The 14,296-nt window shown below is 63.9% G+C and carries 12 protein-coding genes; 2 read left to right on the top strand and 10 right to left on the bottom strand.

The window, feature by feature from the left end:
* Position 1: 1 nt before the first annotated feature.
* The 3 genes from hutU to AC6JA3_RS19605 all read right to left on the bottom strand — a co-directional run bounded on the left by hutU (position 2) and on the right by AC6JA3_RS19605 (position 5,032).
* Positions 2–1,753, bottom strand: coding sequence for a urocanate hydratase (hutU, locus tag AC6JA3_RS19595; protein WP_347782035.1), 1,752 nt, complete (start codon positions 1,751–1,753; stop codon positions 2–4).
* A gap of 171 nt (positions 1,754–1,924) precedes the next feature.
* Positions 1,925–2,731, bottom strand: a complete 807-nt coding sequence (locus AC6JA3_RS19600) for an IclR family transcriptional regulator (RefSeq protein ID WP_497920530.1) — start codon at positions 2,729–2,731, stop codon at positions 1,925–1,927.
* Between the two features lie 204 nt (positions 2,732–2,935).
* Positions 2,936–5,032, bottom strand: coding sequence for an ALF repeat-containing protein (locus tag AC6JA3_RS19605; RefSeq protein WP_347782037.1), 2,097 nt, complete (start codon positions 5,030–5,032; stop codon positions 2,936–2,938).
* A gap of 268 nt (positions 5,033–5,300) precedes the next feature.
* On the opposite strand from AC6JA3_RS19605, the gene AC6JA3_RS19610 reads away from it, so the two are divergent.
* On the top strand, positions 5,301–6,761 hold the full coding sequence (locus tag AC6JA3_RS19610; RefSeq protein ID WP_347782039.1) for an amino acid permease: 1,461 nt from the start codon (positions 5,301–5,303) through the stop codon (positions 6,759–6,761).
* 38 nt (positions 6,762–6,799) lie between these two features.
* On the opposite strand, the gene AC6JA3_RS19615 is transcribed toward AC6JA3_RS19610, so the two are convergent.
* The 4 genes from AC6JA3_RS19615 to AC6JA3_RS19630 form a co-directional block, all read right to left on the bottom strand.
* Positions 6,800–8,233, bottom strand: coding sequence for an HNH endonuclease (locus AC6JA3_RS19615; RefSeq protein WP_347782040.1), 1,434 nt, complete (start codon positions 8,231–8,233; stop codon positions 6,800–6,802).
* Between the two features lie 106 nt (positions 8,234–8,339).
* On the bottom strand, positions 8,340–8,888 hold the full coding sequence (locus tag AC6JA3_RS19620) for a hypothetical protein (RefSeq protein ID WP_347782041.1): 549 nt from the start codon (positions 8,886–8,888) through the stop codon (positions 8,340–8,342).
* Between the two features lie 73 nt (positions 8,889–8,961).
* On the bottom strand, positions 8,962–9,711 hold the full coding sequence (locus AC6JA3_RS19625; protein ID WP_347782042.1) for a 3-hydroxybutyrate dehydrogenase: 750 nt from the start codon (positions 9,709–9,711) through the stop codon (positions 8,962–8,964).
* A gap of 4 nt (positions 9,712–9,715) precedes the next feature.
* The gene (locus AC6JA3_RS19630) at positions 9,716–11,101 is read right to left on the bottom strand and encodes an MFS transporter (RefSeq protein WP_026542079.1); all 1,386 of its coding nucleotides are present in this window, start codon (positions 11,099–11,101) and stop codon (positions 9,716–9,718) included.
* 137 nt (positions 11,102–11,238) lie between these two features.
* Between AC6JA3_RS19630 and AC6JA3_RS19635 the strand changes: the two genes are divergently transcribed.
* Entirely contained in the window at positions 11,239–12,135 is an 897-nt protein-coding gene (locus tag AC6JA3_RS19635) for a LysR family transcriptional regulator (RefSeq protein ID WP_347782044.1), read from the top strand.
* Between the two features lie 49 nt (positions 12,136–12,184).
* Here AC6JA3_RS19635 and AC6JA3_RS19640 read toward each other — a convergent pair whose 3' ends face one another.
* From AC6JA3_RS19640 to AC6JA3_RS19650, 3 genes are all read right to left on the bottom strand, one after another.
* Positions 12,185–13,039, bottom strand: a complete 855-nt coding sequence (locus AC6JA3_RS19640; RefSeq protein ID WP_347782045.1) for an ABC transporter ATP-binding protein — start codon at positions 13,037–13,039, stop codon at positions 12,185–12,187.
* Between the two features lie 17 nt (positions 13,040–13,056).
* Positions 13,057–13,236, bottom strand: a complete 180-nt coding sequence (locus AC6JA3_RS19645; RefSeq protein WP_347782046.1) for an iron chelate uptake ABC transporter family permease subunit — start codon at positions 13,234–13,236, stop codon at positions 13,057–13,059.
* Between the two features lie 221 nt (positions 13,237–13,457).
* A complete protein-coding gene (locus AC6JA3_RS19650; RefSeq protein WP_347782047.1) occupies positions 13,458–14,288 on the bottom strand; it encodes an AraC family transcriptional regulator in 831 nt (276 codons plus the stop codon).
* Positions 14,289–14,296: the final 8 nt, after the last annotated feature.

Genomic DNA, 14,296 nt, shown 5'->3' on the forward strand with positions numbered 1-14,296 from the left:
CTTACTTGCTCTCTGCGGATTCGTTCATGGGGATGCGGACGCCGCGTTCGTTGGCGACCTCGACGGCGCGGTCGTAGCCGGCGTCGACGTGGCGGATGACGCCCATGCCGGGGTCGTTGGTCAGGAGCCGTTCGAGCTTCTCTGCGGCGAGGTCGGTTCCGTCAGCAACGGAGACCTGTCCGGCGTGCAGGGAACGGCCAATGCCGACACCGCCGCCGTGGTGGATCGAGACCCAGGTAGCGCCCGAAGAGGTGTTGATCAGGGCGTTGAGCAACGGCCAGTCCGCAATCGCATCCGAACCATCGGCCATGGACTCGGTCTCACGGTACGGAGATGCCACGGAACCCGAATCCAGGTGGTCACGGCCGATCACGATCGGAGCCTTGACCTTGCCCTCCTTCACCAACTGGTTGAACAGCAGGCCGGCTTTGGCGCGTTCGCCATAACCCAGCCAGCAAATACGTGCCGGCAGGCCCTCGAACTCCACCCGGTCCGCAGCAGCGTCGAGCCACTTGTGCAGGTGCTTGTTCTCCGGGAACAGCTCCTTGATGGCCTTATCCGTCACGGCGATGTCTTCCGGGTCCCCGGACAGGGCAACCCAGCGGAATGGGCCAAGGCCCTCGCAGAACAACGGGCGGATGTAAGCCGGGACGAAGCCGGGGAACTCAAACGCGCGCTCGTAGCCGCCCTTACGTGCCTCATCACGGATGGAGTTGCCGTAATCGAACACCTCAGCACCGGCGTCCTGGAACTCCACCATCGCCTGGACGTGGCGGGCCATGGAAGCCTGGGCTTTCTTGGTGAACCCTTCCGGATCCGCCTCAGCTTCGGTGTGCCACTCGGCCACGGTGATGCCCTCCGGCAGGTAGGACAGGGGATCGTGCGCGCTTGTCTGGTCCGTGACCACATCGAAGGTCACTTCCCCGGCCTTGTGGCGGCGGAGCAGTTCCGGGAACACCTCGGCGGCGTTGCCCACGTAGCCCACGGACCAACCGCGGCGCTCGTCCTTGGCCTTCTGGACCTTCGCAATGGCCGTATCCAGGTCCGTTTCGACCTCGTCCAAGTACCGCTTGCCGGCCCGGCGACGCAGGCGGGTCTCATCGACGTCGACAATCAAGCACGCGCCGTCGTTCAACGTCACCGCCAACGGCTGGGCGCCGCCCATACCGCCGCAACCACCGGTCAGGGTCAGGGTGCCGGCCAGCGGGCCTTCGGAGGAACCCGCAGCGGCGGGTGCCGGGTGGCCGGCGGTGTTCTGCCTGGCGGCAATCAGCTTATTCCCGACGGCGGCAAAGGTCTCGTACGTGCCCTGCAGGATGCCCTGGGTACCGATGTAAATCCAGGACCCGGCCGTCATCTGGCCGTACATCATCAAACCCTCAGCCTCGAGGCGGCGGAACTCAGGCCACGTCGCCCAGTCCCCTACCAGGTTCGAGTTCGCCAGAAGAACACGCGGCGCCCACTCATGGGTGCGGAACACACCCACCGGTTTGCCCGACTGCACCAGGAGGGTTTCGTCCTTCTCCATGGTCTCCAGGGTCCGGGTGATCGCATCAAACGCGGCCCAGGACCGGACAGCACGGCCCGTGCCGCCGTAAACCACCAGGTCATCCGGGCGCTCAGCGACCTCCGGATCCAGGTTGTTCATCAACATGCGCAACGGCGCCTCGGTCTGCCATGACTTGGCAGTGAGCTCAGTACCCCGGGCGGCCTTAACCGGACGGGCACCAGTGGTGAAATCGGCGGGTGCCATGGTGACTCCTTCGTCTGTGGGAAAGTGTGGTGGAAAGATCTTCTACCTCTACTAAAGCCCCTTTATCCCGCGGCTGGAACGGGTTTTGGGGTGGTGCTGTCCGGGATTACAGACGCAGCCGAGCCCGGCTTGGTTGGCGCCTTTGGCGTGCCGGGAGGACCTGGCGGAAAGTTACTGCGCGGGCCGGCCGTGGATCCGGACCGAGAGCTCGTCTGCAGCCTTCCGGATCCGCGCAGCCAGCACCGGCCATTGCTCAGCAGGGACTTTGTCCTCCAGGAACGTGACGGCGACTGCCGCCGTCGGCCATCCCACATGGTCCGTCACGGCGACGGCAATGGAACCGAAACCGGGCGTCACTTCACCGTTTTCCGTCGCGTAGCCGCGCTGGCGTACCTGGTCCAGGTGAGAGGAAAGCGTTGAGTACTTCATGATGGGCGACTCCACCTCGTGCCGGGCAGCGAAGGCTGCGGCATTGGGGTACAGCGCCCGGACCTGGGACTTGGGCAGGGCAGCAAGAATGGCGCGGCCCGAAGCGGTGAGGTGGCTCGGCAGCCGGACTCCGACGTCGGTCACCAGACTGGGGCGGTTCTTGGCGCGTTCCTCCACGATGTAGAGGACATCGCGGCCATGGAGCACCGCGAGGTGCGCGCTCTCGCCAATCACGTCCACCAGCGACGCGAGCATGGGCCGGCCGAGCCGGGACAAGGGCTCTTGGCGGGAGTATGCGGAACTGAGTTCGAAGGCACTGATGCCAAGCCCATACCGTTGCTCTTCGTGCAGGTGCAGAACGAAGCCGTTGGCCTCCATCACACCCAACAGGTGATAGACGCTGGAACGCGGCAAACCCAGTGCAGTGGCAATATTCGACGCCGCCATAGGGCCCCGCCTCGAGGCCAGCAGTTTCAGGATCCTGAGGGTGTTTTCGGCGGCAGGGACCTTGGAACTGGCCTTGCCTGGTGCCACTGGCGACGTTGTCATGGTTCCTCACTGCTCGGGTCCGGGACCAGCGGACGCGGGGCTGTCCGGTATCCCGTACTCAAGCGTGCACCCTGCCGGGTCTCGCATCCAAGCCGCATGATCAGCATTGTGTCTGGGATGCCAGAACACTGCGAGGTGCCCGGGGCGGGCGGTGCCCGCGGCGGGCGGTGCCCGGGGCGGGCGGTGCCTCAGGCTCGGCGAAGCCTACGGCTTGGGCGTGGCCTTGGGCGAGGTAGTGCTGGCGGACGCCGGCGCTGTGGCAGGAACCGGAACCTTACGGCGCAGCAGGAAGGTAATTGCTCCCGCAGCCGCCAAGACCAGCGCCACGATCAAGGCGATGGTCCAAGCTCCCAGCCCAGTGGATGATGCGGCCAGGGGCGCGGCTGCCTCTTGCGACAACGACTCCGCCGTGGCCGATTCGCTGGGCCACGTAGCCGCCGGCGGGACACTGGCATCCGTTGCCTCCGGGCGCTCAGCAGCAACGGGCTCACCATCGGGCGCCTCACCTGTAACGTCAAGCGCGACGGCGGGAACCAGCGCCTGCGGCCACGGCACCACCGTGGGAGCTGCTGCGGAGAGTTCGGACGAATTACCCCTCGGCACGTTCAGCGGGAGTTTACCGCGAGCCTGCTCGGCCGCCGCTGCAGCCTCTGCCTGGCGTGCTGCTTCCGCGGCCCTCGCAGCGTCGGCTGCTATACCGGCGTCGAGCGCTGCCTTGTCCGCAAGTCCTGTGAGCTCGGTAAGCATGGCGTCAACCGACGCCACATGTGCTGCGGTGGCTTCGTCGCGCTTGGCGGCAGCAAACTGGCCGCTGGCGGCGAATGCCCGGAGATCCGCGCGACTGCCTTCTAGGGCCACTGTGGCGGCCGCCCGAAGTTCCGGCCCGGCCTTGTCCAAGGATGCGTAGGCAAGGATGCGGTTGTCCAGATCCTGCGCGGTAGCAAACCCGTACTCCAGGAAGTAACGGACATCTGCGTGGCTGGCGGAGCCCAGGGCAAGGTCAGCGGCCTTGTTGACGTGGCTGCCGCCGAGGCTCAGAAGCTGATAAACACGCTGACGGTCCGCACCGAAAGCCGATACTCCGCTTGAATCCCTCTCAATGGCCTCGTCGTGGCCCTTGGCTATAAAACTCTTGATCGCCGGGTCGCCCGCCAACAGGGCCTTTTCGGCAGCCTTTTTCACCTCAGGTGTGCCCACCAGCGCGAGATCCAGCGTCGCTTGACGGGCTTCCTTGATAAGGGCGTCAGGATCAGCATTGGCCGCAGCGAGGACTGCCAAAAGTCCCGGCAGCTCCTTGGCTGCAGCGGCAAACGCTTCCTTGGCAGGCTTCTCTGAAACCAGTGTCACGTTGTCGAGGGCGCCGCGCGGAACAGCATGGGCGCTCAGGAGGTCCCTGTCGGCAACCAAACGGGCCGAGTCTGCTGTGCGGGCAGCGGTTGCGGTGTTCCGCGCTTGCTCGACGGCGGTCTTCGCCCGGGCAGCGACGTCTGCGGTTCCCGCCGGGTTGGCCTTGATGTCAGCTTTGACCTGCTGGAGCAGCGAAGCAACGGCAGCCGATTCAGTGTGGTGGTCGCCTGCGACGAACTGGCCGTAGCGGAGGTAGTCGGCAACCTTCGCGGCATCGGCGGCGGGCTCTGCGGTGGCGAGTGCGGTCTTGGCTCCGGATGAAACCGCGGGATTGGGCGAGGCGATCAGTGCGTACGCCGCCTGCCGGTCCGACACCTGGGCCTTGACCATCCAGCCGCCCAGGACGAACTCTTCGACTGCTTGCTGGCCTTCGTCAAGGCTCTTCTGAGCCTCGCGCTGAACCAGGCCATTGCTGTACTCGGTGAAGTAGTAGGCAACTGTTTTGAGGTCCACCCTCCACGTGCTCTCCCAGCCGGAGACGAGGAATGCATCGATCAACGCGGGGTTGTTGGAGGCCAGAATCTCCTTCGCTTTCGAGCGCACATGCTCACTCCCCCGCTGCGTCAGCTCGGTGACCAACTGCTTGCGGTCCGCTGCCAGCGGAGCGTCCTGTCCGCCGTCGACGAATGCCTGGACGGCCTGCGGGCCTCCAGCCAAGGCGACATCGGCGGCAGCGCGTGTTGCGGGGCCGGCCGTCTTCCACAACTGAACCACGCCAGCGGCGTCAGCAGCCCGCTGCACATACGCCGAGGGAGCCTGGGACTGGGTCGGGACCTCAAAGGCCGGAATCTCGTAGGCCTGCGCAGGGGCGGCAAAGAGCAAGGATGCCCCGGCCACAAGAGCCACGGCGGCAGCGGCCCAACGGCGTCGGGTGTGACGAAGTACAGAAATCAAAGGTCCCCCAGAAGGATGCGATGGCAGCACTAAATTCAAGGGGGGCGACGCTGGAAGCGAGGGATGCCTGACCGGTTTGATGAGCTGTCCGCGGTCATCATATCCGACCCCGGACTATGACTTTGACCACCATCCTGCAAGGCAGCGCCCGCTCACAAAACGCACTGTCTGCGATCAAAGACACCAAACGTCCGTGAGTCCGATCACAAGGGGCCCAAAAGTGATCTGCTGGATAGCGATCCCCTCCCAAAGACGAGAAGGTTTTACTATGCAACAAACCAAGCTGGCCGCGGAGAACTCTGTCCTCCAGGCCGCGGGTACGGCGCTCAGCCGAGGCCTGAACGTCCGCCACATCCGCTTCATGGCCCTCGGATCCGCAATTGGTACGGGCCTCTTCTACGGCTCTGCCTCCGCCATCCAGAAAGCCGGCCCGGCTGTCCTGCTGGCCTACATCATCGGCGGCGCAGCCGTGTTCATGGTGATGCGCGCCCTCGGCGAAATGGCTGTCCGACACCCCGTGTCCGGCTCCTTCGGCCAGTACGCGTCCAAGTACCTGGGACCGTTCGCCGGCTTCGTGACCGGGTGGACCTACGTGTTCGAGATGGCGATTGTGGCTATTGCCGACGTCACCGCATTCAGCATCTATATGGGCTTCTGGTTCCCCCAAGTGGACAGATGGATCTGGGTGCTCGCGATCATCCTGTTCCTTGGCGCCATGAACCTGCTCAGCGTGAAGGTCTTCGGAGAGCTGGAATTCTGGTTCTCGCTGATCAAGGTGGTGGCGATCATCGCCATGATCGTCGGCGGTGCGGCGATTGTCGTGTTCGGTTTCCAAACGGGCGACGGCGGCGGCGTGGCACCGGGGCTGGGGAACCTCGTGAACCACGGCGGTTTCTTCCCGAACGGTTTTGAGGGGCTCCTGGCCGCTTTCGCCGTAGTGATGTTTGCCTTTGGCGGGATTGAAACCATCGGCATTACGGCCGGCGAAGCCACCAACCCCAAGAAGGTCATTCCGCAGGCAGTTAACACCGTGCCCGTCCGTGTGCTGCTCTTCTACGTGCTGACCCTCGGCGTGCTGATGAGCATCTTCCCTTGGAACGAGATCGGAAGCAGCGGCAGCCCGTTCGTGCAGATCTTCGACGGTTTGGGCATCCCTGCCGCGCCCCACATCCTCAACGCCGTGGTGATCACGGCTGCTTTGTCGGCGATCAACAGCGACATCTTCGGGGCCGGACGCATCCTGTTCGGCCTGGCACAGCAGGGTCATGCGCCCAAGAGCTTCAGCAAGATCTCCCGGCACGGAGTTCCCTGGATGACCGTGCTGATGATGGGCGGCATCCTGCTGGTGGGCGTCGTGCTGAACGCCATCATCCCGGAGGACGTATTCGTGCTCATCGCCTCGATCGCTACTTTTGCCACGGTGTGGGTCTGGGTGATGATCCTGGCGTCGCACGTTGCCATGAAACGGGAGATCAAGCGCAAGGGGCTGCCGGCGTCGGAATTCGGGTCGCCTTTGTGGCCCATCGCCTCAATCCTGACCATGGCGTTCATGGCAATGGTGATCGTGATCCTCGGCGTCTTCGAAGACACGCGCATTGCCTTGTACGTAGGTGGCACCTGGCTGGTTCTCCTGTTCGTGGCCTACAAACTGTGGGTCCGCGGGGGTGGCCTTCGCCGGGCAGAACTGGTGGACGAAACGGCCGCCATCCCCGTGGTGAAGGCAAGCTAATTTGTTGAAGGCCTCATATCGTTGAAGGCGCTCCAGCCTCAGCTTCTGAGGCGTGAGGACTTGTGCCCCGGCAACGGTGGTGCTTTGGATTGGTAGCTATGCCCGGTGGGAGTGCGGACCTGAAGTGTGTGCACCTCACCGGGCATGCTAGCGGCGTTCCAGCCCGGGTTTTCCTTGGTTTGGTTGCAGGCTTCGCAAAGACCGGCTCCGTTTTGGAGGTTTGTGCCGCCTTCCGAATGCCATGGAATGATGTGGTCGATGTGCCGGATGGGCGCGTCGCAGTAAGGGGTACGGCATGTGTTGTCCCGGATGTTGATGAAGCGCCGCAACCGTTGCGGGAAGAATCGAGCTCTGGAGTCCATCGTCAAGAGTTCGCCGCTGCCGGGAGCGGTGTAGAGGCGGCGGAGCAACACCGTGAATTCGCTGCGATGATGCTGGTCCTCGGACCCGGATGGTTCCTCAGCAAGAAGCGCCCTTGCCCATTCCGCGGGTACGATTCCGTAGCCTTCGAGTCGGGCCGGCTCGGGATCCCCTTGGAAGAGCGTGCGATCGGTCATGACGAGGTTGAGGTTGATACCTGAGACACCACCCGGTGTACCGGTAATGCGTTCAGTTAGGGTGTCTGCCATGGCCTGGCCGCGGGTTCGCGGGTCTCCGCTGGAGCGAAGGGAGTCAGCCGTCCGGGTCAGCGCGGCATAGACAGCCACGCCTTGGGCGACCGGGAGCAGGGCGGTGAGGTACGTCATGGTGTCCGGCGCAGGACGGAGGCTGACCGTCCGTTCCGTGGCTGCATGGCTGGCTCGTTGCGCCACCGAGCGCGGGTCACGGCGATACGCGGCGGCCTTGGCGGCAGCGATGATGGTTTTGTCCCCGACTCCTTCAAAGGTCCCGGAGTCAGGGGCGAGTTCCTCGTCCACAGCAGCCCGGTCTTCAACGGACAGGCAGGCTGTTTCCTTCACTAGCAGCGTTGCCCGCCATTCGTTCAACTGGCCCGAATCCAGCGCTGCCATGGTCCGGGGCATCTCCGTGACCAGCGCTTTGGCAAACCCTAAGAGCCTGGACCCTTTGTTTGGTGATTCCCGCCGTGCCAACGCCACCTGCGCAGCAACGCCCATGCCGCGTTCTGCTGCGGGAACCCCGGACTGGGCCTGCTCGGCCCGCTGCGTAAGATCAAACGCCACCGCAACCCGGGCCTGCCGAGCCGAAATTGCAGACGTCAGTTCCTCAAGTTCGCGCATCTCATCAATAAGCCCCGAGCTATCGGCGTTGATCGGAAGCCTCCTCAGATCAAAGATGAGCCCCTGAATGCCCGGTCCTCGTACGGCCGCGCCAGGTACCGCCGACCCGGTAGCCGCGGTAGCCGAGGGAGTCAGGACAACGGAAGAAGCTTCCGGTGGCGAAGCCACTGGCGCCTGCTGCGATCCCCGATTTCCGCCCATGAAGCCACTCTTCCAGCGACTCGGGCCGAACATCAGACCCCATGTTGTCTATGTGGACAACCTTCAAAACGCCCGGGAAGGGCAGGAAAACAAAAAGGCCAACAACGCCAATGTTCACGACGAGCATTGGGGCCAGCTGTCACCTCGCAGGCTCAAAATTGAACAGCAGTCCTCGTACCTCCTCCATGGCCTCGGGAAAGCCGGCCACGTCTATCACGCCCAAGGTTGTGTCCAGCTGGATCGAGCGAACACCCCGGCCAAGCAAGCTCGCATCGTTGGGATGAGGGTCCCAGAGATTGGGCTCCGCCCTCCCACTGATGAGGAAAGTGAAGAGCCTTTCTTGCGACGGTCTGGCGGGGCCCGTTCTGACAAAGTCCACCGCTGGAGTGCGAAACGACACCAGTCCGCGCTCCCAGCCCGTCCGGCGGCCGCTTTCCTGTGGCTCGTGGCAGCGGATCCAACACTCCAAACGCCCGCTTCGCAGCAGCCGTTTGAAGCGCAGCCGTGTAACGAATGCGTCGAGATACAGGACCGCGTAAGAACTAAAGACCCCAACAACAGCGAAGGTGACTGCCCAGTGCAGCGGCTTTCCCGTGATAACAAGCATCACCGTGAAGGCAGCCACCGCCGCGAGGTTTATCGCTGTAGCCCCGGCACGCCGTCCCCGCAAAGACATCACTTTAGCCATGCCACACTCTAAGCTTCCAGCCGTTCGCCCAGCGCCACCTACGGCGGGAAGGGACTTGCGCGCCGCAAAGGAGCTACCGGGCCGACCACCCGCCGTCCATGGTGTAGCTCGCGCCGGTGACCATACCGGCGTCGTCGGAGGCCATCCAGGCTGCCAGCGACGCAACTTCCTCCACCTCCACCAGCCGTTTCACCGCGGACTCCGTCAGCATCACCTTGGCCAGGACTTCGGCCTCGGGGATGCCGTGGAGCCGGGCCTGATCCGCGATCTGCTTCTCGACAAGCGGGGTGCGGACGTAGCCCGGGTTGATGCAGTTGGACGTCACGCCCCGCTCGCCGCCTTCCAGGGCGGTGACTTTGCTGAGCCCTTCGAGCCCGTGTTTGGCGGAGACGTAGGCGCTCTTGTAAGCGGAGGCCCGGAGCCCGTGGACGGAGGAAATGTTGATGATCCTGCCGAATCCGTTGGCGTACATGTGCGGGAGCGCGGCCCTGATGAGGAGGAACGGGGCCTCCAGCATCAGGGCCAGGATCCGCCGGAACTCCGCAGGCTCGAACTCCTCGATCGGGGCAACTTTTTGGATACCGGCGTTGTTGACCAGGATGTCGCAGTCCAGGCTCAGCGCAGCCAGGGAGTCCACGTCCAGCAGATCCACCGTCCAGGCTGTGCCGCCCAGCTCATCGGCGAGGGCCGCAGCTCCGGAGGCATCGACGTCGGCCACTACAACTTTCGCCCCCCGGGCGGCGAGCGCACGGGCACAGGCTGCCCCGATCCCGCTCGCCCCGCCGGTCACCAGTGCTTTGCGTCCGTTCAAGGAGTTCTCCATCGGATCAGCCTTTCGAGGTAGCGGTTGTCAGGCCGTGGCGGATCGCGTCGGCTTGGTCCACGTCCTGCAGGGCGATGCCCTTGGTCTCCTTCAACGAAACGACTGCGACGACGGTAATCGCGCAGGCGACCACGAGGTAAATGGCTGTGGGAACCCAGGATCCGGTGTCCTTGAGCCACTGGGTTGCCAGCAGCGGAGCCAGTGAACCGGCGAAGATCGAGGTGACCTGCGAGCCGAGCGAGACACCCGAGTAGCGCATGCGGGTGGGGAAGAGCTCGGACATGATGGCCGGCTGTCCTGCGTACATGAACGCGTGGAGGCAGAGACCGATGGTGACGGCCAGGACGATGACCACGGCGTTCTTGGTGTCGAACATGGGGAAGGCGAAGAACGGCCACGTTGCCCCGGTGATCGCGCCGATGAGGTAGACGGGTTTGCGTCCCCATGAATCCACCAGGCGTCCGATTTGCGGGATGACCAGGAAGTGGATGACGTGGGCGATCAGGAGTGCCAGCAGGAGCGAGGAGGTGTCGTACTTGTGGACGCTCTTGAGGTAGACGATCGCGAAGCTCACTACGAGGTAGTACATGATGTTCTCCGCGAAACGGAGCCCCATGGCCTGGAGGATGCCCTTGGGGTACTTGCGGATGACTTCGCCCACGCCGTAGCTGATTGCCTTGGACTCTTCCACCTGTGCCTTGGCTTCGAGGAAGATGGGGGCTTCGGTGACGTGGGTACGGATGTAGTAGCCCACGAACACGATCACTGCGGAGAGCCAGAACGCTACGCGCCAGCCCCAGCCGAGGAAGGCCTCGCTGCTGAGCGTGGTGGACATGACGAACAGGACCAGGGTGGCCAGGAGGTTACCGACCGGCACTGCTGCCTGGGGCCATGAGGACCAGAAGCCGCGGGACTTGTTGGGGCTGTGCTCAGCCACGAGCAGCACGGCGCCGCCCCATTCGCCGCCGAGGGCGAAGCCCTGGATGAAGCGCAGCGCCACGAGCATGGCCGGGGCCCAGTAGCCGATGTCCACGAAACCGGGGAGGCAGCCCATCAGGAAGGTGGAAACGCCCACGATCACGATTGTCAGCTGGAGAGTGGGTTTGCGGCCCAGTTTGTCGCCTATCTGGCCGAAGACAATGCCACCGAGCGGACGGGCTACGAAGCCCACCGCATAGGTGATGAAAGCCTGGATGATGCCATCCAGTTCGTTGCCGGTGCTCGGGAAGAAGTACTTGCCGAAAACCAGCGTGGCGGCCGTGGCGTAGAGGAAGAACTCGTACCACTCCACCACCGTGCCCACCATCGAGGCCGCGACGATCTTCTTCAGGCCGGAGCCTTGGCCGGCGCCTTTCCCGGCCTTTGACGCGGAGCGCTGCTCTACGCTCATATCCATCTCCTCAGTGTCCTCTTTGACCCTTTTGACCGTGTTGTGATCCACAACACGAATAGCTTCACTGAGTATTGCTGCAGATTCGTTATGCCTCAATGACCAATCAGGCACCTTAGGTGTGCAGAATTGCAGATATGGACCCGAACCCCGACGACCTCCTCATCTTCCTTGCCGTCTCACGTTCAGGAAAATTTACGACGGCGGCCCAGGCCTTGGGATTGAACCACACCACGGTTTCGCGCAGGATAGCGGCGCTGGAGAAAGCGCTGGGCGGCAGGGTCCTTGCGCGGGCTGCCGGTGGGTGGGAAGTGACGGAACTGGGCGCCGAAGCCGCACTGGTTGCTGAGCGGATCGAAGCGGCCGTGGGCTCGCTGGGACCGAGCGACACCGCACCCGACCCCATTACCGGCGTCGTACGCATGACCGCGACCGATGGCTTCAGCGCCTACGTCGCGGCGCCCGCCGTGGCGCGCTTGCGGAGGGAGCACCCAGGGCTGAGCGTGGAGATCGTGACGGTGACACGCAGGGCGTTGCAGCAACGTTCCGGCCTGGATATCGAAGTGGTGGTGGGGACGCCGCAGGTTCACCGCGCCGAAGCCATCAGGCTCGGAGAGTACCGGCTGGGCATGTACGCGTCCCGCGCTTACCTGGCAGACAAGGGCACGCCGGAGAGCGTCGAGGAACTGACGCAGCACCAGCTGGTCTATTTTGTTGACTCGATGCTGCAAGTGGATGACCTGGACGCTCCCCGCCGGCTGGTTCCCACCATGCGTGACGGACTGAGTTCAACCAACGTGTTTGTGCATGTGGAAGCCACCCGGGCCGGGGCAGGCGTGGGATTCCTTCCGTGCTTCATGGCTGACCGGCACCCGGATTTGGTGCGCCTGCTCCCGTCCGACTTCGCCGAGCTTCTCCCCTACTGGATGGTCCTCCGCCCGGACTCCATGCGCCGCCCCGCGGTAGCCGCCGTCGTGCAGGCCTTGCGGGAGGAGACGGAGCAGCGGCGGGAAGAGCTGCTGGGGGCGCAGTAGCGCGCCGAGGTGCGCAGACAGGGCGGGGGTGGGTCCGGGGTGGCGGTACTCAGGAGCCCAGCGGGATCACCAGCGGCGTGTGGCTCACGGGGTCATCGATCACCATGCACGGCAGGCCGAAGACATGCTCCACCAGCTCGGCTGTGATCACGTCGACGGGCCGTCCCTCGGCAATCACGGCACCGTCCTTCATGGCGATCAGGTGCGTGGCATAACGGCAGGCATGGTTGAGATCGTGGAGCACGGCAACCAGCGTGGTGCCATGGTTGTTGAGCCGCCGGAAGAGTTCCAGCAACTCAATCTGGTGTGCGATGTCCAGGAACGTAGTGGGCTCATCCAGCAGGAGCAGCGGGGTTTGCTGGGCCAGTACCATGGCCACCCACACCCTTTGCCGCTGCCCGCCGGAGAGCTCGTCCACCAAACGGCCGGACAGCGAAGTCACGTTTGTGGCCTCCAAGGCCGCCACCACAGCGGCTTCATCCGTTTCGGACCACTGCCGCAACAGCTTCTGGTGGGGGTAGCGTCCGCGCGCTACCAGGTCAGCTACGGTGATTCCGTCGGGGGCAATGGAGGTCTGCGGCAAGAGCCCCAGACGACGCGCGACTTCCTTTGCCCCATAGGAGGAAATGCTTGTCCCATCCAACAACACGGAACCGGTGCTGGGCTCAAGAAGCCGGGACAGCGCCCTCAACAACGTCGACTTTCCGCAGGCATTCGGCCCCACAATGACGGTGAACCCTCCATCGGGAATGCTCACGTCAAGGGCGGAAGACACCGTACGGCCTGCATATCCGAGGCTCACGTTGTGGGCGCTGAGGCGCCCCGACCCCGGCACCGCTGAACCCGGCAGCGCCGACCCCGGCAGCGGGCCAACCACAGCAGCGCTATCCAACACATCAGTCATGACAATCTCCTCGGAATTCATTGCCGCTTCACCTCGCGGGCAAGGAGCCAGACGAGGTAGCAGGCGCCGATGCTGACGGTCACCACTCCCACAGGCAGTTGGATGGGCGCGAACAGGTTCTGCGCCACGATGTCGCTGGCCACCAGCAGGAAGGCGCCCATGGCTGCGGAGGGGAGCATTCCCGCTTGCGCTGGCATCTGTTGTAGCGCAGCCGCTGAGGAGAAGGGCTGCTGATGCCAGGGCCACGACGGCGGCAGACATGGTTTTAGAGCGTGAAATCACTGCGGTCCTCTTGATTCTCAGGGGAGACGGAGAGCTCCCGATGGCTGCCGCGGCCCGTGTGATGGACTCTCGCAGCGGCTGCCGAAGTTAGGTATACCTACCCTAACAACGGCATGGTCTGAGAAACCGGTGGATTCTATTCGGTACCGGCCAAAGAGTGGTGGTTTCCGGCCTTAAGCGATGACACATACCACCCCGGAGTGTGCCCCATGACCTTCCTGAACACCTGCACGAAGGCACTCGGGTTGTTGTAACCCACGCGCCTGCTGACCGAGGAAACGGGGTAGCCGGCAGCGAGCAAACCCAAGGCGACCCGTACCCTGGCATGGATCCGCCATTGGGCAAACGTCATTCCGGTTTCCTTGTGGAACAAACGGGAAAGGTTGCGCACGCTGATGGCAACTTCCGCACTCCACTCCTCCAGCGAACGATCCAAGGCCGGATCATCCAGGAGCGCCCGGGCAATAAGTTCCAGCCGCGGATCAATGGGCATCGGCAGCAACATCGGCCGGGCGTCCACCACGTCCAGGAGTCCCACCACCACCTGCTCGGAACCGGCACGAAGGGAATCCTCCATGTCGTAAGCACTCATGTGGCGCAGCAACTCCTGCGCGGCGGCGGGCACCGTCACCGCCACGGTCCTCTCCGCCAAGTGCGGCATCACCTGGCCATCAATGTTGGAACAGTAGAACCCTGTGCCTTGCGTGGATTTCACGGCATGGACCACACCGGCCGGAATCCACAGCCCCAGTGTTGCCGGAACGGCGAAGAACCCGCCGTCGGCCTCCACAGTCAGGACTCCGCGGGCACCCCACAGCAGTTCGTGGGTAGCGTGGACGTGGTCAGTCCAGGTAGCCGGCGTCGCGCACTCGAAATACTGGGTCGAGATGCCCCTGACGTGGACTTCCACCTCCGGTGTCGCCCGTGGCACGGCCTGTCCGGATTGCGATATAGCTTGGCGGGTCATCTGGCCTT

Source organism: Arthrobacter sp. TmtSoilC79 (assembly GCF_059739405.1).

Coding starts and splice junctions, on each gene's coding strand:
- hutU (WP_347782035.1), bottom strand. CDS start 1,753: ATGGCACCCGCCGATTTCACCACTGGTGCCCGTCCGGTTAAGGCCGCC.
- AC6JA3_RS19600 (WP_497920530.1), bottom strand. CDS start 2,731: ATGACAACGTCGCCAGTGGCACCAGGCAAGGCCAGTTCCAAGGTCCCT.
- AC6JA3_RS19610 (WP_347782039.1), top strand. CDS start 5,301: ATGCAACAAACCAAGCTGGCCGCGGAGAACTCTGTCCTCCAGGCCGCG.
- AC6JA3_RS19615 (WP_347782040.1), bottom strand. CDS start 8,233: ATGTTCGGCCCGAGTCGCTGGAAGAGTGGCTTCATGGGCGGAAATCGG.
- AC6JA3_RS19620 (WP_347782041.1), bottom strand. CDS start 8,888: ATGGCTAAAGTGATGTCTTTGCGGGGACGGCGTGCCGGGGCTACAGCG.
- AC6JA3_RS19625 (WP_347782042.1), bottom strand. CDS start 9,711: ATGGAGAACTCCTTGAACGGACGCAAAGCACTGGTGACCGGCGGGGCG.
- AC6JA3_RS19630 (WP_026542079.1), bottom strand. CDS start 11,101: ATGAGCGTAGAGCAGCGCTCCGCGTCAAAGGCCGGGAAAGGCGCCGGC.
- AC6JA3_RS19635 (WP_347782044.1), top strand. CDS start 11,239: ATGGACCCGAACCCCGACGACCTCCTCATCTTCCTTGCCGTCTCACGT.
- AC6JA3_RS19640 (WP_347782045.1), bottom strand. CDS start 13,039: ATGACTGATGTGTTGGATAGCGCTGCTGTGGTTGGCCCGCTGCCGGGG.
- AC6JA3_RS19645 (WP_347782046.1), bottom strand. CDS start 13,236: ATGCCAGCGCAAGCGGGAATGCTCCCCTCCGCAGCCATGGGCGCCTTC.
- AC6JA3_RS19650 (WP_347782047.1), bottom strand. CDS start 14,288: ATGACCCGCCAAGCTATATCGCAATCCGGACAGGCCGTGCCACGGGCG.